We start from the raw sequence: 18,727 nt of genomic DNA, 5'->3' as shown, positions 1-18,727 counted from the left end.
ATGAAGGTAAACAATTTAGAAAATAATAATATGCTTGTGTCACTGCTATCTCCTAAAATAAAAGTAATTATATTAGGTGGAGGACATGCAGCTTACATTAAATCAAAAACCTTTTCAAAAAAAGGATGCCAGGTTTATATATTGTCTAAAAAGTTTATGGATGATTTTGAAAATATATCTGGTCTCTCTAATGTAAATATAATTAATGCAGAGTATGAAAAGAAGTATATAGAAGACAAGCACCTTGTGGTAATAGCTACAGATGATGTGAAAGTAAACAACAGCATAGCAGAGGATTGTAGAAAGTTATGTAAAATATATATAGATGCAACTAAGCCTGAAAATGGAAATTGCATTACACCCTGCCAGAGAAATACTAAAAATATTTCAATTGGGATAAATACAAAAGGAGTATCACCTGTAACTTCTGTATTTATTGCAAACAAGCTGGTAAATTATATAAAAGGCTATGATGAATTTGTAGAATTTACTTCTCATATAAGAAACAGCATTTGTAGTATAGATGATAAGAAAAAAATTATGAAGTTTATATGCACAGAGGATTTTTACTTTTTTTATAAAAAGGGAAAGGCCCTAGATGTAATAAATATGTTTTTTACAACAGCAAATTTAAGGATAACACAGGATGGTGATAACATTTGAATTTTAAAATTGCAACTCGAAAGAGCAAATTAGCCCAGACTCAAACTGAAATAGTAATGGATATACTGGAAAAAGATTATAATGCAAAATGTGAAAAAGTGCTTATAGAAACAATGGGAGATAAGAGACTTGACATAGCTTTAAACAAAATAGGTGGAAAAGGTCTTTTCTTAAAGGAAATTGAACTGGCACTTCTCAAAGATGAAGCAGATGCGGCAGTTCACAGTATGAAAGATGTACCTTTTGATGTGCCGGAAGATTTTGAAATAGCTGCTATTATGCAGAGAGAAGATGTAAGAGATGCCTTTGTATCTAAAGATAAAGTACCTTTTAATGAACTTCCTAGAGGAGCTAAAATAGGGACAAGTAGCAATAGAAGAGCAGAACAGTTAAAGATATTAAGGCCGGATATAGAGATAGCTCCTATAAGGGGAAATATACAGACTAGAATAAGTAAAATAGAAAGCCAAAATTTAGACGGTATAGTTTTGGCAGCTGCAGGAATTAAAAGATCTCACTTAGATGAACTAGTTACTGAGTATTTTAAAGTGGAAGATATGGTACCTGCAATTGGACAAGGAGCTCTCGGCATAGAAACAAAAAAAGATAGTAAAAATAAGAGCTTTTTCAGTAAATTAGACGATGAAAATACAAGAATTTGTGTAGAAGCTGAAAGAAGCTTTATGAGGACATTAAATGGAGATTGTCATTCCACCATAGGTGCTTATGCAAAAATAGATAAAGATACTATAAATATCATGGGAATGTTCATGGTAGGAAATAAACTTATAAAAAAAGATGTAACAGGGAACAAGGAAGATTATATGGTTTTAGGTGAAAAACTTGCAAAAATGATATTGAAAGCTTAAGGAGGATACTATGGGTAAAGTTTATCTTATTGGTGCAGGACCTGGAGATGAAGAACTTATAACTTTAAAGGCAGTGAGAAAACTAAGTGAATGTACTGCAGTTATGTATGACAGATTGGCAGGCCCTGGAATTTTAAAATATGTAAATGAGGACTGTGAAATATATTACTGTGGTAAGGAACCAGGTTGCCATTATAAAAATCAAGATGAAATAAATAACATGTTAGTTGAACTTGCTAAAAAGGGACATGTAGTAGGAAGAATTAAAGGCGGAGATCCCTATGTATTTGGAAGAGGAGGAGAAGAAGCACTGGCTCTTTTAAAAGAAAATATAGAGTTTGAGGTCATACCGGGAATAACTTCTCCAATATCAGCCTTAAATTATGCAGGAATACCTGTAACTCATAGAAAGGTAGCTCGAAGCTTTCATATCTTTACAGGAAAGACTGCTGAAAAGCTGGATATAAATTGGGAAGCTGCAGCTAAAATAGGAGGAACACTGATTTTCTTAATGGGATTTAGAAACTTGGAAGTAATATGCAGCAAGCTTAAGGAAAATGGTATGGATGAAAATACTCCTTGTGCAGTAGTTATGAGGGGAACTACTTCAAAGCAGAAAAAAGTTGTAGGAAAAATAAAAGATATAAAAGAAAAAGCTGAAGAGGCAGGATTAACTTCTCCCTGCATAATAGTCATAGGAGATGTTATAAAATTCAATGATCAGCTTGATTGGTATGAGAAAAAGCCTCTCTTTGGGAAAAATGTATGTATCACAAGATCAAAGGCCCAGTCTCGTGAAATGAGAGAAAAACTTCTTGATTTAGGAGCTCAGGTTACTGAAATACATTCTATAGAAATAAAATATACTTCAGAAAATATCAAAGAGTATTTAGATAAATTGCCGGAGTATGATTATATTATTTTCACCAGTGTAAATGGGGTGAATAGCTTTTTTGAAAGGCTTCTAACTGAAAATTATGATATTAGAAATATAAAAGGAAAATTTGCAGCTATAGGTCCTGCTACAGAAAGAGCCATAAAAAATAAGGGAATTATACCTGAAATAGTGGCAGAAAAGTTTGTAGCTGAAAGTCTCCATGATAAAATGAAAGGTTTCATAAGAAAAGGAGACAAAGTATTTATTCCAAGATCTAAAAATGCAAGGCCTTATTTGGCAGAAGCCTTGAGAGAAGAAGGCTGCATAGTAGATGAATGTTATACTTATGAGACAATAGCTGGTAGCTTAACTGATAAAAATTGTTTTAATGATGTAGATACAGTTATTTTTACAAGTCCAACTACAGTTAGAAACATGATAGAACTTGTAGGACTTTCTGCTATAAGGGAAAAGCAGGTAATTTCTATAGGACCTATAACAGGTAAAGAGCTGAAAAAGCATGATATAGATTATGAAATGTCTGAAGAATATACTACAGACGGAGTTATAAAACGACTATTAGAAGGGAAGTAAAAAACATGTTTAGAAGACACAGAAGACTTAGAAAGAATCCAATTATAAGAGATATGGTTAGGGAAACTGTACTCAATCCAAGCGATTTTATTTACCCATTATTTGTGGTAGAAGGAGAAAATATTAAAGAAGAGATATCTTCACTGGACAATAATTACCACTATTCTATTGACAGACTTCCTGAAGCTGTAAAAGAAATTAAAGATGCGGGAGTAAAGAGTGTAATTTTATTTGGAATTCCAGATCATAAAGATGAGGTGGCAACTTCAGCTTTTGAGGAAAATGGAATAATTCAAAAGGCAGTTAGAAAACTAAAAGAATTAGACTCAGAACTTTATGTAATTACAGATGTATGTATGTGTGAGTATACAAGCCACGGCCACTGTGGAATACTCAACGGACATGAAGTAGACAATGATGAAACACTTAAATATATAGCTAAAATAGCACTTTCTCATGCACAAGCTGGAGCAGATATGGTAGCACCATCTGATATGATGGATGGAAGAGTTGAGGCTATTAGAAACATATTAGATGAAAATGGATTTAAAAATGTAGCCATAATGGCTTACAGTGCCAAATACTGTTCTGCATTTTATGGACCTTTTAGAGATGCAGCGGATTCAGCACCTAAATTTGGTGACAGAAAGGGTTATCAGATGGATCCAGCCAATGTAAGAGAAGCTATGCTGGAAATAGAAGATGATATAAAAGAAGGGGCAGATATAATAATGGTAAAACCAGCTCTTCCTTATCTAGATGTAGTGAGACTTGCCAGGGACAAATTTGATTTGCCAGTAGCGGCTTATAATGTAAGTGGAGAATTTGCCATGGTTAAAGCAGCAGCTAAAGCTGGTCTTATAGACGAAAAAGCCATAGTAAAAGAAATGCTAACTTGCATAAAGAGGGCAGGAGCAGGAATGATAATTACTTATTATGCTCTTGACATATGCAGGTGGATTAAAGAAGACTTCAAGTAAAAAATGAAATAGGGTGATGGGTATTGAAAAGTATTATTGTATCATCAAACAGTAGTGGAGGCGGAAAGACTACAGTAACTATTGGACTTATGAAAGCACTTATGAAAAAAGGTTATAAAGTTCAAGGTTACAAAGTGGGACCGGATTATATAGATCCTGCATTTCATAGAAGTATAACTGGAACTAGTTCTAGAAATTTGGATTTATACCTTATGGGAGAAGAGGGAGTAAAGGCTTCTTTCAGTAGAGGAAAAGGAGACCTAGGAATAATTGAAGGTGTTATGGGATTATATGACGGCAAGGGGATAGACAGCAAGTATTCTACAGCTAATATAGCTGAGGTACTGGACTTGCCTGTGGTACTTGTTATGAGCCCTAAGTCTCAAAGTACTACCTTATGTGCTGAAATAAATGGAATAGTGAACTTTGAAAATTTAAATATAGCAGGAGTTATATTTAATAATATAGGAGATAGTTACTATAAACTTTTGAAAGCTGCTGTAGAAAAAAATTGCAATATAAAGGTATTTGGCTACATTCCAAAGGATGAAAGGCTTTCCCTTAAGAGTAGACATTTAGGACTTGTCCAAAGCAGTGAAGTAGGTGACTTAAATGAAAAAATAGACCTATGCAGTGAACTCATTTTAAAAAATGTGGATGTTGAAATGCTGCTGGGATGTTTTAAGGAAAACAAGAACTTTAAGGACGACTATCATATTGAAAATAGGAAGATAAGAACGGCAGTAGCTTACGATAAAGCCTTCAGCTTTTATTACAAGGAAAATATAGAACTTTTAGAGGAACTAGGTGAAACTACATTTTTTAGTCCCCTTGAAGATAAAAAGTTACCTTCTAATATAGATTTTTTGTACATAGGAGGCGGATATCCTGAAGTTTTTATAGAAGAGCTTAGCAATAATAGATCTATGATGGAAAGTATAAAAACAGAATTAAAAGCGGGACTTAGGTGCTATGCTGAATGCGGCGGACTTATGTATTTGACAGAGGGTATGGAAAATGTAGATAAAAGTGCTGTTTTTGATACAGTTGGATTTTTTAAAGGAAAGGCTCACATGACTTCAAGGTTACAAAACTTTGGATATGCAGAGATAGAAGTGGCTGAAAAAAATAACATTTTACCTTTAGGACTTAAAGTAAATTGTCATGAGTTTCATAAATCTTATATTGATTCACAGGAACAAAAAATTTACAACGTCACTAAAGATACTTACGATGGAAAAATAAAAAAATGGAACTGTGGCTATGTTAAAAACAATACTTTAGGAGCTTATGCCCATGTCCATTTTTTCGGAAACTTAGATATGTTACAAAAGATTTCAGGGGCATCAAAAAAATAAAAATAAAAAAGTTTTAAAAAATGCGTTACTATTTTTGTGTTTTTAGTGTCTTATATAGTAAAGGGTCAATTTAATAATTTTAAAAGTAAATTTGGGGGTATGTATTATGAGTTTATTTGAAGAAACTTTAAAGTGCATAGAGGGAAAAGATGAAGAGGCTGTAAAAAAGGCATGGAAAAGATTGGACAGCTTGACAAAACCTATAGGAAGCCTTGGAAAACTTGAAGAAATAGCTGCCAAGATGGCAGGAATTACAGGAAAAATACATAATAAAATAAATAAAAAAAATATAGTTATTATGTGTTCTGATAATGGAGTAGTAGAAGAAGGGGTAAGTAACTGTCCTAAAGATCTTACAGTAACAGTTACTAAAAATTTTGCAAGAGGTATAACAGGAGTTTGTGTGCTTTCAGATTTTGCCAAGTCTGACATAACTGTAGTAGATGTAGGAGTGGATTATGACTTTGATGATCCTAAAATAATAAATAAAAAAGTAGCCTACGGTACTAAAAACATGGTTAAAGGACCAGCCATGACTAGAGAAGAATGCATAAAGGCCATTGAAGCAGGAATAGAGTCAGTAGATGATCTTGTAAAAAAGGGATATAACCTTTTTGGAACAGGCGAAATGGGTGTAGGTAATACTGCCACTAGTTCTGCAATTTTAAGTGCAATCACAGGTTTACCAGTAGACCTTACAGTTGGAAAAGGTTCTGGAATAACAGATGAACAACTTAAAAGTAAAAAGAAAGCTGTACAAGCTGCTATTGATGTAAATAAACCAGATCCAAAAGATATTATTGATGTATTGTCAAAAGTAGGTGGGTTTGATATAGCAGGAATGTGCGGGTGCTTTTTAGGAGCTGCAAAAAATAGAGTACCTATTGTAATTGACGGATTTATATCTTCGGCAGCTGCCTTATGTGCTTTTAAATTAAACGAAAAGGTAGGAGATTATTTATTTCCTTCTCATCTTTCTGCAGAACCAGCTATAAGCTATGTGATGAGGGAACTGGGATTAAAGCCTATGTTAAATTTAGATATGAGACTTGGAGAAGGTTCAGGATGTCCTTTAGAGTTTTCAGTAATAGAGGCCGCACTTTATACTATGGACAATATGGCAACTTTTGAAGAAGCTGATGTAAAAAATTCAGATAAATTTATAGATATAAGGGAAAAGTAGTTTTTAACTTCATATAAGGAAATGGAGAATAGATTATTATGGATTATATAAAATCACCTATGGGAATAGAGAAAAGAAGTTTTGAAATAATAGGAGAAGAAATGGGAGAATGTAATTTCCCTGAAAGAGAACTTTCTATAGTGAAGAGGGTAATACATACTACAGGAGATTTTCAATATAAAGATATACTCTATATAAGAGAAGGAGCTGTAGATAGTGCCCTGGAACTTTTAAAAAAAGGTGTTACCATATATACAGATACAAATATGGCTGCAGCAGGAATAAATAAAAAGGCTCTTGCAAAGCTAAACTGCAAAGTAGAATGTTTTGTAAGTAGAAGTGAAATAGCAGATATAGCTAAAGAAAAAGAAATAACTCGTTCTATGGCAGCTGTAGAAAAAGCTGTAGAAGAAGGTGTGGAGTTTTTTGTATTTGGAAATGCCCCTACAGCACTTTATAAATTAAAGGAGCTTACTTTAGCCGGAAAGGCAAAGCCTAAATTTATAGTAGGAGCACCAGTAGGATTTGTAGGAGCTGCAGACTCCAAAGAGGAAATAGAAAAACTTGATGTACCTATGATAACTATAAGGGGAAGAAAAGGTGGCAGTAACATAGCAGCTGCTATAGTAAATGCACTTATGTATATGATAACTAGATAATTTAGCACTTTTAGGTGGTGATATTGTGCTTGACATGTATGTAAATTGTGATGGAAAAAGACTTAGATGTGGATATACTACAGGTTCTTGTGCGGCAGCAGCTGCAAAGGCTGCTTCCACTATGCTGTATTTTAAAACTGATTTAAAAGAAGTGAAAATAGATACTCCAAAAGGTATTGAACTTGTGATACCTATTGAAAAAGTAAAGCATGGAAAAGATTTTGTAGAGTGCTGTGTTTTAAAAGATGGTGGAGACGATATAGACATAACAAATGGCATAGAGATATGGGCAAGAGCAAATAAAATATCTAAAGGATATAGATTAAAAGGCGGCATAGGGGTTGGAATAGTTAAAGGTGAAGGACTATATGTGAAAAAAGGTGAAGCTGCTATAAACCCTGTGCCTAGAAAGATGATTGAAAAAGAAGTAAAAGAAGTACTTCCCGAAAACTCAGGTGTAGAAATAACTATATTTGTGCCCGAAGGTGAAAAAATAGCAAAGAAGACATTTAACCCAAGGCTTAATATAGTAGGAGGAATCTCTATACTTGGAACAAGTGGAATTGTAATGCCTATGTCTGAGGAAGCACTTAAACAGTCTGTGGAACTTGAGATAAATCAAAAGATAGCTAAAGGGTGCAAAGATCTTATACTTCTCTTTGGAAACATGGGAGAAAATATGGCAGCTAGTTTGAAGCTGGATAAAAACAAGATGGTTATAATGTCTAACTATGTTGGCTTTGCACTGGGATGCTGTATGAACAAAAACATAAAGAAAGTACTTGTAATTGGACATATAGGTAAGATGAGTAAAATTGCTTCAGGATGTTTTAACACCCACAGCAGGGTATCAGATGTAAGACTTGAGACAATGGCACTGGAACTTGCTTTAATGGGAGAAGACTTGCAACTTGTAAAAAAAGTGTATAATGAAAAAACTACAGAAGGAGCTGTGGAACTTCTAGGAGATGGATATGACGAGCTTTATGAAAATATAGGTATTAAGGTAAAAAATAGAATAGAACAGTACACCTATAATTCAATCGAAGCAGATGTTATAATGTATTCAATGAAAAGAGGAGTTCTCTACAGCAGTCTTTCTAAGTAAAATTTTAATAGTAGGTGTGGTTATGAATACAAAGGTTTTTATAGTAGGCATAGGACCTGGAAATAAAGATTACATACTTCCAAAGGCTGCAGCTGTAATGAAACAGTCGCAGGCTATATTGGGTTTTGAAAGAGCAGTAGATAGTTTGGACTTTATAGAAGGCAATAAGATAAAGGTAAAAAAGTTAACGGATATACTTGATATTTTGCAATCTGGAAAATATGAAAGCGTATCTGTTACAGCTTCTGGAGATCCACTTTACTATGGTATAACAGAGTATTTAAAAAAGAATTATGATGGTGACATAGAAGTTATTCCAGGTATAAGCTCTTTTCAATATATGATGGCAAAAGTAAAACTTAGCTGGCAGGGAGCCTTTTTAGGAAGTCTCCACGGCAGAGAGGAAGATTTTTTAGGCATAGTGAAGGAAAATCATATTTCTATATGGTTTACAGATAAAAAACATTCACCAGATTATCTGTGCAGCATTCTAGAAGAAAATGCTGTAGATGCAGTAGTGCATGTAGGAGAAAATCTTTCTTACGAGGATGAGAAAATCACTTCAGGAAGTGCTGCAGAGCTAAAAAATAAAGACTTTGGAGGTCTTTGTGTAGTTGTAATTGAAAATAAAACTCTATAAAAGTGGGAGAAATTTTTATGAGATATATAAAAGATGATGAATTTATAAGAGGAAACTGTCCCATGACAAAAGAGGAAATTAGAATACTCAGCATTGCAAAACTTGGCGTTGAGTCAGATTATAGGGTGCTGGATGTAGGTGCTGGGACAGGTTCTGTAAGTGTGCAGATGGCTAAGATATGCTCTAAGGGACAGGTAGTTGCCATTGAAAAAAATGAAGAAGCACTTTCTGTAATTGAAAAAAATATAGAAAAATTCAATGTAAACAATTTAACAGTTGTAAAAGGAGAAGCACTTGAAGTAGAGAGCAGTATAAAGCCTTATTTTGATGCTGTATTTATAGGCGGCAGCGGAGGAAATATAGAGGAAATAATAAAGAGATATGGTGCAAAGCTAAAAGAAAATGGAAAAATGGTGCTCAATTTTATAACCTTAAATAATTTATATAAAACTTTGGATACTTTAAAAAGTATGAATTATGAAGTAGAATGCATACAAGTATCAATAAACAAGACCAGGGCAAATAGCTATATGATGACTTCTAATAATAGTATATTTATAGTAAGTGCAATTCGTAATTTATAATTTGTTAAATAACAAATAACAGATAATGACAATTTATCTTCTAATATCACAAAACATTAAAATTATAGATTTGCTGAGGTGCGAAGGAAGTCATCATTATTTGAACTTTGATATTTGGACTTTAAACTTTGTATTATGTAGTGAGGATGTGAAAACTTATGGAAAAAGATACCTTAAAGATGGGTACTCTCTATGGTATAGGAGTTGGACCTGGAGATGAAGAATTACTGACGCTAAAAGCTGTAAATGTAATAAAGAAATGTGAAGTAATAGTTGCACCTTCAGCAAAAGATGGAGATAGAAGCATAGCTTTTGATACAGCTAAAAATTTTGTAGATGAAAGTAAAGAAGTTATAATAAAACACTTTCCAATGGGTGGAAAAGAGCAGGAAGGAAAGATATTTGAAGCTTTTAAGACTATAGAGGAAAGATTAAATGAAGGTAAAAATGTTGCATTTTTGACTATAGGTGACCCTTTTGTATACAGCACCTATATATATCTTTTGGAGCATATTAAAAACAAGGGGTATAAAACAGAAACTGTGCCTGGAATAACATCTTTTTGTGCTGCTGCAAGTCTGGCAGGACAGAGCATTGTTATAGGAGATGAAAGGGTTTTGATCCTTCCTGCATCTCAGGTAGATAAGATAACAGATGAAAAATTTGTAGTAATAATGAAAGTGTATAGAAAAGAAGAAAATGTGTTAGATGTATTAGAAGAAAAAGGATTCAAGTATGTATGTGTAAAGAGAGCTTATAGAGAAGGACAAGAAATACTTAAAAATAGAGAAGATATACTAAAAAGCAGAGATTATATGTCTCTTATAATAGCCCAAAGAGATTAAAGGAGGAAGAACATGACAAATAAAGTTTACTTTATAGGAGCAGGACCGGGAAATGCTGATTTAATAACAGTTAAAGGAAGAGATATATTAAAAACTGCAGATGTGGTTATATATGCAGGTTCACTCGTAAGCAAAGATCATTTGGAATACTGTAGAGTTGGAGTAAAAATATATAATTCTGCTTCCATGACCTTAAATGAAGTTATCGATGTTATAAAAAAATATCATGGAGAAGGAAAGAAAATAGTTAGACTGCATACAGGAGATCCAACCATATATGGGGCTATAAGAGAGCAGATGGATGAACTAGACAAGCTTGGAATAGATTATGAAGTTGTTCCAGGAGTAAGTTCCTTTACGGCTGCAGCAGCTGCTATAAACAGAGAATTTACCCTGCCAAGTATAAGCCAAACTATAATTCTTACAAGAGTAGAGGGAAGAACTCCCGTACCAGAGAAAGAAAATTTGGAAAGATTAGCTTCTGTAGGAGCTTCCATGGCACTGTTTTTGTCTGTAAGCATGATAGACAAGGTAGTGGAAAAATTAAAGAAAGGCTATGGTAGAAATGTGCCTATAGCAGTTATTCAAAAAGCTACCTGGGAAGATGAAAAGTGTGTTATAGGAACTTTGGATGATATTGTAGAAAAAGTAAAGAAGGAAAATATAACAAAGACAGCGCAGATACTTGTAGGAGATTTTATCAATTGCAAATATGATAAAAGCCTTTTGTACGATGAAAATTTTACCCATATGTTCAGAAAGGCAAAAAATGAAAATAGCGGTAATTAGCGTTACAACTGCAGGAGATAAAATAAGTGATAAGATAAAAAAGCATTTTCCTATAGATCTTTATTCTAAAAATAATATGGAAGGTTTTAAACTTAAAGATGCAGCGGAAACTGCCATGTCAAATTACAAGGCAGTTGTATTTATAAGTTCTACGGGTATAGCTGTAAGAGCCATAGCAAGCTTTATAAAATCAAAAGATAAGGATCCTGCAGTAGTTGTCATAGACAGTTCCTGTAAATTCATAATCAGCCTTTTAAGTGGTCATTTAGGCGGGGCAAATGAACTTACATGCAAATTGGCAAGTATCCTTAAAGCTGTTCCTGTAATAACTACAGCTACGGACAATATTGGGGTAAAAGCACCGGATGTTTTTGCAAAAGAAAATGGACTCATTATAAATGATTTAAAAGATGCTAAATACATAGCTGCCCTTTTGGTGGAAGGCAAAAAAGTAGGATTTATAGATGAGGATAAATTGTTGGATGCTCCCAAAGGTTACAGCATCAATTCAGACGATATACAAGGACTTTTGTATGTTACAAATAAATGTAAAGCCTTTGGCAAGGAAAATTTTAGAGATATAAAAACATTAAAACTCATAAGAAAAAATATTGTGCTGGGAGTTGGCTGTAGGAAAAATTTCGATTCGAAGCAGATGATAGAAACAGTTAAAAAGCTGCTTTTAGATTACAATATAGATGAAAGGGCTGTAAAGTATATTTCTACTGTGGAAATAAAGGCAAAGGAAGAGGCCATATTAAAACTTGCAGAATATTTCAAATGTGATTTGAAAATCTATTCTATAGAAGATATAAAGAAGGTACATCACAACTATAAAGGCAGTGACTTTGTTGAAAAAACCATAGGTGTAAGGGCAGTGTGTGAGCCTTGCACAGAACTTACGGGAGCATCTTTAATTACGGATAAAATAAAGGCAAATGGAATGACATTGTGTATAGGTGAAGTACATAAAAAACTGTGAATTAAAAATTGTGCATTGTAAATTGTGAATTGTGCACTGGATAAAGGATGTGTGTAAAATGGGTAAACTTTATGTAGTAGGAATTGGACCAGGTGGATATGAAAATATGACTTTACGTGCTGTAAAGGTAATAGAAAATAGTGAAATAATTGTAGGATATACTAAGTATATAGAGATGATAAAAGATCTAATTAAAAATAAAGAGGTAATTTCAACAGGTATGAGAGCTGAAGTGGAGAGATGTAAAAAAGCACTTGAACTTTCAAAAGACCACGTAGTTTCCATAGTGAGTACAGGTGACCCAGGAATATATGGTATGGCAGGGCTCATCTTAGAAATGAGAAAAGATGAAGATGTAGAAGTAATTCCAGGACTTACAGCTTCTTCTGCAGCAGCTTCCATAGTTGGAGCACCTCTTATGCATGATAACTGTAACATAAGTTTAAGTGATCTTATGACTCCCTATGAGCTTATAAAAAAGAGAATTGAACTTGCAGCTTCTGGAGATTTTGTAATATCACTTTATAATCCTAAAAGTAAGGGTAGACCTCATTATTTAAAAGAATGTATTGATATTGTGAAAAAATACAGGAAAGGCGATACCCCTATAGCCGTAGTTAAAAATGCACTTAGAGAAGGTCAGGAGCATAAGCTTTTTACACTTGATTCTTTTGATGATAGCGTAGTTGACATGATGTCTGTAGTTATAATAGGAAACAGTAACAGTTATATAAAAGATGGGGTATTTATAACTCCCCGTGGTTACAAAATTCCACAGTAGAATTAAAAACTATTCTTAAAAGAGGTGATAAGATTTGAAGGAAGCAAAAAGAGGAATACTTGTGGTAAGTTTTGGTACGAGCATATTGGAAACACTTAAAAACTGTATTGAAGACACGGAAAATGAAATTAAAAATGAATTTAAGGGATATGCAGTTAGAAGAGCTTTTACCTCCGGAATAATAATTAAAAAATTAAAAAATCAAAAGGGAATTTATATAGACACAGTGCCTGAGGCCCTGGATAAAATGAAAAATGAAGGCTTTAGAGAAGTTTATGTTCAGCCACTACATATAATGCCAGGAGATGAATATGACAAGGTAGTTCGCTGTATAAATGAATATCAAGGGTCTTTTGGTAAACTGGTTTTAGGTCGCCCTGTACTTTATAGGCAAAGCGATTATGTAATAGCTGCAAGGGCATTAGAAAAGCAGCTTCCACCTCTTAGTCAAAATGAAGCTGTAGTGTTAATGGGACATGGCTCTTCGCATCATAGTAATTCTAGTTATGCTCTTTTTCAATATGTATTAGATGATTTGAAAATAAGAAATATTTTTATAGCTACTGTAGAGGGGTATCCTGAAATTGATAATGTAATACCTAAGCTGAAAAAAAACAATATTGAGAAAGTAACATTAATGCCTTTTATGTTAGTAGCAGGAGATCATGCCACAAATGACATGGCAGGTGAAGACAAGGATTCTTGGAAACAAATACTTGAATCTAAAGGATTTGAAATAGATACATATCTTCATGGACTTGGAGAAAACAAGGCTTTTCAGAAGATATATGTGCAGCACATTAGAGATTGTATAGAAGGCAATCCTCTTATGGATGAAAAGATGAAAGTTAGAATGTAAGGAGATTTTCATATGATAGGATTAATTCTTGGAACTTCTGAAGGTAGAAAAATACTTTCTTTGCTAAATGAATTTACTTCTGATATATTTGTATCTACAGCAACGGAATATGGTGGAGAGCTTCTTAAAGAATATAAATATGCTTATATGAATAATAAACCACTTGATCTTCATGATCTTATAAGTGAATTAAGGGAAAAAGGTGTAAAAGTACTAGTGGATGCCTCACATCCTTATGCAGTGGAAGTTACTAAAAATGTAATTAAGGCATGCAATGAGCTAAATATACAGTATATAAGATATGAAAGGCCCTCTTGTATAGAAAAATTTAAAAATGAGGCTAAAGTTGTAGAAGTAGAGGATTATAATGAGCTTAAAGTGAAGCTTAAAGAGATAAAGGGAACTATATTAAATACTACAGGTAGTAAGAGCTTAGATAAGGTGTTGGGCCTAAACCTTAAAAATAGAATAATTTATAGAGTTTTACCTTCTGTTAAAGTTATAAAGGAATGTAATGACAGAAAAATAGACCTAGGGGATATAATTGCCTTAAAGGGGCCTGTCAGCTATGAACTAAATTGTGCCTTTATAAAAGATTATGAAGCTGAAGCCATGCTGCTTAAAGACAGTGGAAGGGAAGGCGGAACTTATGAAAAAATAAGAGCCTGTCTGGATTGTGGAATATATGCTTTTATAATTGGAAGAAAAAAAATGAATTATGATAATATTAATGTTTTTTACAATGTAAATGAACTTGTGAAATATATAAAGACAATAAAAAATTTGTAAAGGGTGTATTTTATGGAGACTTCAACAATTTATCCTGGAAGTTTTGGAGAGATACTTCAGGGAAAAATAGAAAATAGAGATCTTTTATTGTCTTGTCCAGTAAATATTTATACTAAAGTTAAGCTTATAGAATGTAATAATCCCGTAAGGAAAAGGTACTTAAAGAAGTCTTCTAGTTTTTTGTACAATATTCTTAAATCCTGGGGATATGAAAAGTATTTTGATAGTCTAGATATAGAAATAAACTCCGAGATTCCATATGGAAAGGGACTTGCCAGTAGTACGGCAGATCTTTGTGGAGTTTATTATTGTCTTATTAATATGTTTAATAAAAAATTCAATGAGGTAGAACTTGTGAAAAACTGTATAGATATCGAACCTACGGATAGTATAGTATTTAATAAGATGACTTTATTTGATTACAAAAGTGGTAATTATAAATTCACCATAGGAGATTATTTATCTTATAATATACTTGCTTTTGAAGGAGATAAAACAGTAGATACAGTTGAATTTAATCACAAAAATTTACCTAATTTATGTGATGTTAAAGACTTAGTTCCAATACTTAAAGAAGCAGTGAAAGAAAAAGATTTACATAAGCTAGCCTATGTATCAACTGAAAGTATAGTGAAAAATCAGGAGCGGCTTTATTATGACTTTTTAAACTTAGTGATGGATATAAAAGAAAAAACTTCAGGCCTTGGAATAATAGGTGCACATAGTGGAAATGTTTTAGGAATAATATATGATGATGCAGAAAAGTTTAAATTTGAAGAAAAGTTCCTAGGAGGATTAAATTTAAAAAATATAAAGATATATAAAGTAAAGGCTTTAAGTGAAATTTTACTGCCAGTGGAATGTATTTAGTATGATTATGTGATTGAAAAAATTCTATTTATAATAATTATTGACATAATATATGCATACTAATAAACTTAAAGTAAGAGAAAGAATTTAGGCATTTGAAAGAAAATAACTTATTATAAGGAAGAGGGTTGTTTGTTATGGATAAAGGATATATTCAAGTTTATACTGGAAACGGAAAAGGTAAGACTACGGCTTCACTAGGTTTATCTCTTAGAGCTGTATGTGCTGGTAAAAAAGTATTCTTTGGACAATTTGTTAAGGGAATGGAGTACAGCGAGTTAAAGGCAAAAGAATATTTACCTAATTTTACATTAGAACAGTTTGGAAGAAATTGCTTTATATGCGGTAAACCAAGCAAAGCTGATATAGAAGCAGCTAAAACTGGACTTAAAAAAGTTGAAGAAATAGTTACAAAGGGAGATTATGATGTAGTAGTATTGGATGAAATAAATATAGCTATATTTTATGAGCTATTTACAGTAGATGAAGTTTTGCAAATTTTAGATAAAAAGCAGGAAAAGACTGAAGTAATACTAACTGGAAGATATGCAGATAAGAGAATAATAGAAAGAGCAGATTTAGTTACAGAAATGAAGGAAATAAAGCATTACTATACTGAAGGGGTTCCAGCAAGAGTTGGAATAGAGAATTAACCTATAGAGTTTCTAAACAAAAAATCAACTTATACAGGTCATGTAATGACAAATTTTAGCACCATAAAAACTTTTAATAAGTCTAGAGCTTGGTATTTTGAAAATCTAAGAACCTTAGCTAAACTCGTGCCTCAAACATATCTAAGTTCCTAAGATTTTCTAAAATACCTCGCTAAGACTTATGGAAAAGTTTTTAAAGGTGCTTTCAATTTTGTCATTACATTTTATGTATAAGTTTAAATTTTAGTTAGAAGCTCTATATAAAGTTTACAAAACAATAGCATTTCTAAGATTATCAATTAAAACTATTCGATGAGCAATTTCTTACAACCTTCAGCTCGTTAAATTTTTCCCTAAGACTTATATACAAAGTATTTAAAAGAGCTTCACTATTGTAAAAATATTTCTACGTATAAGTTGATTTTTAAGTTAGAAGACTTATATAGAGTTTTTAGCTTAGTCGCAATATAAGGTTTACAAAATAGTGATATCAGTTTATAATTGATTATGAGAATTAATATCAATTATAAACTGAGGAGGAATTAATTTATGAGTATTTTAGTAGTAGGAGGAGACCGACTTGGAAATATAGAAGATAAATTGAGAGAAAAGGGATTTAATGAAATTGGCCATGTTACAGGAAGAAAAAAAGGTGATAGAAAAATAAAAATTCACGAAAATACAGATTTGGTATTGGTGCTTATAGATTATATAGGACATAATATGGCTAACATAATAAAAGAAAGATCAAGGAGAAATAATGTAGAAGTAATGTTTTGCAAACGTTCCTGGCCAAGTATAAGAGAGAATATAGAAAATTATACTACAAAAATAGTAAACCAATGAGCTTAAGATATGCGTAAGTATTTAAATTTATAAATACCTAAACATATCTGAGAACATAGAAAGTTATTTATTGAATAACCTTTTACCTATAATAACAACTAAAAGCAATACAACTGAAGTAATTGCTATAGTACCACCAGGGGCACTATTTATATAATAGGACAAGAATAATCCAATCATTATATCTAGAAATCCAAATATTATTGAAAATAAAAATGTAATTTTAAATCCTTTGTGAAGTTGAAGGGCTGCAGCCACGGGCATAGCTATCATGGATGAAATTACAAGAATCCCAAGAATTCGTATAGAAACAGAAATTGTAGCACCTACCAAAAGGGCAAATATGTAATTTATAAGCTTTACTTTTATTTTGCACACTTTTGCTCCATTTTCATCAAAGGTTATATACAATAATTCATTATGTAAAAGAGTTAAAGTTATAACAGAAATTATGCTTAATATAACTACTGTGTAAATGTCATTTTCAGATACAGTAAGTATACTTCCAAAAAGAAAGGAGTTTACATCTGCATTGGCTTTTCCAGTACTTATAAGTACAATGGCAATACCAACGGATAATGTAAGGACTATAACAAGTATTAATTCAGCGTATTTCTTATAATAATCTCGTAAAAACTCTATTACGAGTCCTGCAATGGAAGTAAATATAAAAGCAGTTAGTATTGGATTGAATCCGAAAACTAGACCTATTGCAACTCCAGCGAGGGATGAATGAGATAGGGTATCTCCAATCATAGAATATCTTTTTAAGACTAAAAATATGCCTACAGCAGGACAAAGTATAGATATAAATATACCTGCAATAATTGCATTTTGCATAAAACCGTATTGTAACATGATTTTCCTCCAGTAAAATTTAATTAAAATCAGATAGATTATGTACTTGTTGTTTGTATTCTTCAACAGTATACATTTTTAAATTGCCATCCTTCATGGTACAGATATGGGTAGAATTTTCCAGAGCAGCTTTTAAGTTGTGTTCTACAGCTAGAACCGTTATGGATTGGTGCCTATTTAAATGTTTTATTATACTGTATATTTCTTTTTGGCTTGGAACGTCTATTCCAGTAGAAGGTTCATCAAATATTAGGAGTTTAGGGTAGCCAATGAGAGCTCTTGCTATAAATATTTTTTGACGCTGGCCGCCAGAAAGATTCCCTATCAGTTTATTTTTAAAATCGCTCATTCCAACAGAACCAAGACATATATTTGCAGATTTTTTATTTTTTATTTTTAAAACTTTACTATGACATCTCATTAGTTCTGAAACTGTAATTGGAAATTCAGAATTAAAATTATCTACTATTTGAGGTACATATCCAATTCTTTCAGCTGCTATGTGTATACTGCCGCTTAAAGGACTTAACAGTCCTAAAATCAATTTTACAAGGGTGGTTTTAGCGCTGCCGTTTTCGCCTAAAATTGAAACATAGCTTCCGTCTTGAATATTTAAGTTTACTTTATTTATTAAATAAGGACATTTACCTGTATAGGAAAATGTCAGATCTTTAATTTCTATCATTAATGATTTCCTCCATTTATATTAAATGTACACGATAGGTGCAGTACATATAAGACCGACATATACTATTATATAACTAGTTGCGAACTAGTTGCAACTAAAATATTAATTTCTAATTCAATCTTTAATGTTTTTAATTGTGTATCTAGAATGGATGCTATCTAAAATAAAGTTTTTAGAAAAAATATTGAATAAAAAATGAAAAAAGTGTTGACTAATTGCTGATCAGGATATATAATATTAAATGTTGATTGC

At 32.4% G+C, this 18,727-nt stretch carries 21 protein-coding genes; 19 read left to right on the top strand and 2 right to left on the bottom strand.

Annotated elements, in window-relative coordinates; translation table 11 throughout:
• From CLRAG_RS01270 to CLRAG_RS01180, 19 genes are all read left to right on the top strand, one after another.
• Positions 1-663: an NAD(P)-dependent oxidoreductase gene (locus tag CLRAG_RS01270; protein ID WP_065076705.1), complete on the top strand. Its 663-nt coding sequence runs from the start codon at positions 1-3 to the stop codon at positions 661-663.
• Positions 660-1,532 carry a hydroxymethylbilane synthase gene (gene hemC / locus CLRAG_RS01265; RefSeq protein ID WP_065076704.1) on the top strand — a complete coding sequence of 291 codons (873 nt, stop codon included), beginning with the start codon at positions 660-662 and terminating at the stop codon, positions 1,530-1,532. Before CLRAG_RS01270 ends, hemC begins: the two co-directional genes overlap by 4 nt.
• A gap of 10 nt (positions 1,533-1,542) precedes the next feature.
• Entirely contained in the window at positions 1,543-3,003 is a 1,461-nt protein-coding gene (cobA, locus tag CLRAG_RS01260) for a uroporphyrinogen-III C-methyltransferase (protein WP_065076703.1), read from the top strand.
• Between the two features lie 5 nt (positions 3,004-3,008).
• Positions 3,009-3,983 (top strand): porphobilinogen synthase, encoded by a 975-nt coding sequence (gene hemB, locus CLRAG_RS01255; protein ID WP_065076702.1) that lies wholly within the window; start codon positions 3,009-3,011, stop codon positions 3,981-3,983.
• A gap of 23 nt (positions 3,984-4,006) precedes the next feature.
• Positions 4,007-5,341 (top strand): cobyrinic acid a,c-diamide synthase CobB, encoded by a 1,335-nt coding sequence (locus CLRAG_RS01250; protein WP_065076701.1) that lies wholly within the window; start codon positions 4,007-4,009, stop codon positions 5,339-5,341.
• 106 nt (positions 5,342-5,447) lie between these two features.
• Positions 5,448-6,524 carry a nicotinate-nucleotide--dimethylbenzimidazole phosphoribosyltransferase gene (gene cobT / locus CLRAG_RS01245; RefSeq protein WP_023162145.1) on the top strand — a complete coding sequence of 359 codons (1,077 nt, stop codon included), beginning with the start codon at positions 5,448-5,450 and terminating at the stop codon, positions 6,522-6,524.
• A 38-nt stretch (positions 6,525-6,562) separates the two neighbouring features.
• Entirely contained in the window at positions 6,563-7,183 is a 621-nt protein-coding gene (locus CLRAG_RS01240; protein WP_013239823.1) for a precorrin-8X methylmutase, read from the top strand.
• 25 nt (positions 7,184-7,208) lie between these two features.
• Entirely contained in the window at positions 7,209-8,291 is a 1,083-nt protein-coding gene (cbiD, locus tag CLRAG_RS01235; protein WP_065076700.1) for a cobalt-precorrin-5B (C(1))-methyltransferase CbiD, read from the top strand.
• Positions 8,292-8,313: 22 nt separating this feature from the next.
• Complete coding sequence (cbiE, locus tag CLRAG_RS01230) at positions 8,314-8,931, top strand: precorrin-6y C5,15-methyltransferase (decarboxylating) subunit CbiE (protein WP_065076699.1); 618 nt, start codon at positions 8,314-8,316, stop codon at positions 8,929-8,931.
• A 17-nt stretch (positions 8,932-8,948) separates the two neighbouring features.
• A complete protein-coding gene (gene cbiT / locus CLRAG_RS01225; protein WP_065076698.1) occupies positions 8,949-9,515 on the top strand; it encodes a precorrin-6Y C5,15-methyltransferase (decarboxylating) subunit CbiT in 567 nt (188 codons plus the stop codon).
• Positions 9,516-9,694: 179 nt separating this feature from the next.
• Complete coding sequence (locus tag CLRAG_RS01220; RefSeq protein ID WP_065076779.1) at positions 9,695-10,360, top strand: cobalt-factor II C(20)-methyltransferase; 666 nt, start codon at positions 9,695-9,697, stop codon at positions 10,358-10,360.
• A 12-nt stretch (positions 10,361-10,372) separates the two neighbouring features.
• Positions 10,373-11,149 (top strand): precorrin-4 C(11)-methyltransferase, encoded by a 777-nt coding sequence (gene cobM / locus CLRAG_RS01215; protein ID WP_023162139.1) that lies wholly within the window; start codon positions 10,373-10,375, stop codon positions 11,147-11,149.
• Positions 11,130-12,131, top strand: coding sequence for a cobalt-precorrin 5A hydrolase (gene cbiG / locus CLRAG_RS01210; protein ID WP_065076697.1), 1,002 nt, complete (start codon positions 11,130-11,132; stop codon positions 12,129-12,131). Before cobM ends, cbiG begins: the two co-directional genes overlap by 20 nt.
• Before the next feature lie 58 nt (positions 12,132-12,189).
• Positions 12,190-12,912, top strand: a complete 723-nt coding sequence (cobJ, locus tag CLRAG_RS01205) for a precorrin-3B C(17)-methyltransferase (RefSeq protein ID WP_023162137.1) — start codon at positions 12,190-12,192, stop codon at positions 12,910-12,912.
• Between the two features lie 34 nt (positions 12,913-12,946).
• Complete coding sequence (locus CLRAG_RS01200; RefSeq protein ID WP_065076696.1) at positions 12,947-13,771, top strand: sirohydrochlorin cobaltochelatase; 825 nt, start codon at positions 12,947-12,949, stop codon at positions 13,769-13,771.
• Between the two features lie 12 nt (positions 13,772-13,783).
• Positions 13,784-14,560, top strand: a complete 777-nt coding sequence (locus CLRAG_RS01195) for a cobalt-precorrin-6A reductase (protein WP_065076695.1) — start codon at positions 13,784-13,786, stop codon at positions 14,558-14,560.
• A gap of 12 nt (positions 14,561-14,572) precedes the next feature.
• A complete protein-coding gene (locus tag CLRAG_RS01190; RefSeq protein WP_065076694.1) occupies positions 14,573-15,430 on the top strand; it encodes a GHMP family kinase ATP-binding protein in 858 nt (285 codons plus the stop codon).
• Positions 15,431-15,567: 137 nt separating this feature from the next.
• A complete protein-coding gene (cobO, locus tag CLRAG_RS01185; protein WP_023162133.1) occupies positions 15,568-16,083 on the top strand; it encodes a cob(I)yrinic acid a,c-diamide adenosyltransferase in 516 nt (171 codons plus the stop codon).
• Positions 16,084-16,632: 549 nt separating this feature from the next.
• On the top strand, positions 16,633-16,929 hold the full coding sequence (locus CLRAG_RS01180; protein ID WP_065076693.1) for a DUF2325 domain-containing protein: 297 nt from the start codon (positions 16,633-16,635) through the stop codon (positions 16,927-16,929).
• Between the two features lie 63 nt (positions 16,930-16,992).
• Here CLRAG_RS01180 and CLRAG_RS01175 read toward each other — a convergent pair whose 3' ends face one another.
• The gene (locus CLRAG_RS01175; RefSeq protein ID WP_013239810.1) at positions 16,993-17,787 is read right to left on the bottom strand and encodes a metal ABC transporter permease; all 795 of its coding nucleotides are present in this window, start codon (positions 17,785-17,787) and stop codon (positions 16,993-16,995) included.
• Between the two features lie 19 nt (positions 17,788-17,806).
• On the bottom strand, positions 17,807-18,472 hold the full coding sequence (locus tag CLRAG_RS01170; RefSeq protein ID WP_065076692.1) for a metal ABC transporter ATP-binding protein: 666 nt from the start codon (positions 18,470-18,472) through the stop codon (positions 17,807-17,809).
• Between the last annotated feature and the right edge of the window lie 255 nt (positions 18,473-18,727).

It is taken from the genome of Clostridium ragsdalei P11 (genome assembly GCF_001675165.1).
In the GTDB taxonomy this organism is placed as follows: Bacteria; Bacillota; Clostridia; order Clostridiales; family Clostridiaceae; genus Clostridium_B; species Clostridium_B ragsdalei.
This window is presented reverse-complemented; position numbering and strand designations above follow the sequence as displayed.

Coding starts and splice junctions, on each gene's coding strand:
- CLRAG_RS01175 (WP_013239810.1), bottom strand. CDS start 17,787: ATGTTACAATACGGTTTTATGCAAAATGCAATTATTGCAGGTATATTT.
- CLRAG_RS01190 (WP_065076694.1), top strand. CDS start 14,573: ATGGAGACTTCAACAATTTATCCTGGAAGTTTTGGAGAGATACTTCAG.
- CLRAG_RS01220 (WP_065076779.1), top strand. CDS start 9,695: ATGGGTACTCTCTATGGTATAGGAGTTGGACCTGGAGATGAAGAATTA.
- cobJ (WP_023162137.1), top strand. CDS start 12,190: ATGGGTAAACTTTATGTAGTAGGAATTGGACCAGGTGGATATGAAAAT.
- CLRAG_RS01195 (WP_065076695.1), top strand. CDS start 13,784: ATGATAGGATTAATTCTTGGAACTTCTGAAGGTAGAAAAATACTTTCT.
- CLRAG_RS01270 (WP_065076705.1), top strand. CDS start 1: ATGAAGGTAAACAATTTAGAAAATAATAATATGCTTGTGTCACTGCTA.
- cobO (WP_023162133.1), top strand. CDS start 15,568: ATGGATAAAGGATATATTCAAGTTTATACTGGAAACGGAAAAGGTAAG.
- CLRAG_RS01170 (WP_065076692.1), bottom strand. CDS start 18,472: ATGATAGAAATTAAAGATCTGACATTTTCCTATACAGGTAAATGTCCT.
- cobM (WP_023162139.1), top strand. CDS start 10,373: ATGACAAATAAAGTTTACTTTATAGGAGCAGGACCGGGAAATGCTGAT.
- cobT (WP_023162145.1), top strand. CDS start 5,448: ATGAGTTTATTTGAAGAAACTTTAAAGTGCATAGAGGGAAAAGATGAA.
- cbiG (WP_065076697.1), top strand. CDS start 11,130: ATGAAAATAGCGGTAATTAGCGTTACAACTGCAGGAGATAAAATAAGT.
- cbiT (WP_065076698.1), top strand. CDS start 8,949: ATGAGATATATAAAAGATGATGAATTTATAAGAGGAAACTGTCCCATG.
- CLRAG_RS01240 (WP_013239823.1), top strand. CDS start 6,563: ATGGATTATATAAAATCACCTATGGGAATAGAGAAAAGAAGTTTTGAA.
- hemB (WP_065076702.1), top strand. CDS start 3,009: ATGTTTAGAAGACACAGAAGACTTAGAAAGAATCCAATTATAAGAGAT.
- cobA (WP_065076703.1), top strand. CDS start 1,543: ATGGGTAAAGTTTATCTTATTGGTGCAGGACCTGGAGATGAAGAACTT.
- cbiE (WP_065076699.1), top strand. CDS start 8,314: ATGAATACAAAGGTTTTTATAGTAGGCATAGGACCTGGAAATAAAGAT.
- CLRAG_RS01180 (WP_065076693.1), top strand. CDS start 16,633: ATGAGTATTTTAGTAGTAGGAGGAGACCGACTTGGAAATATAGAAGAT.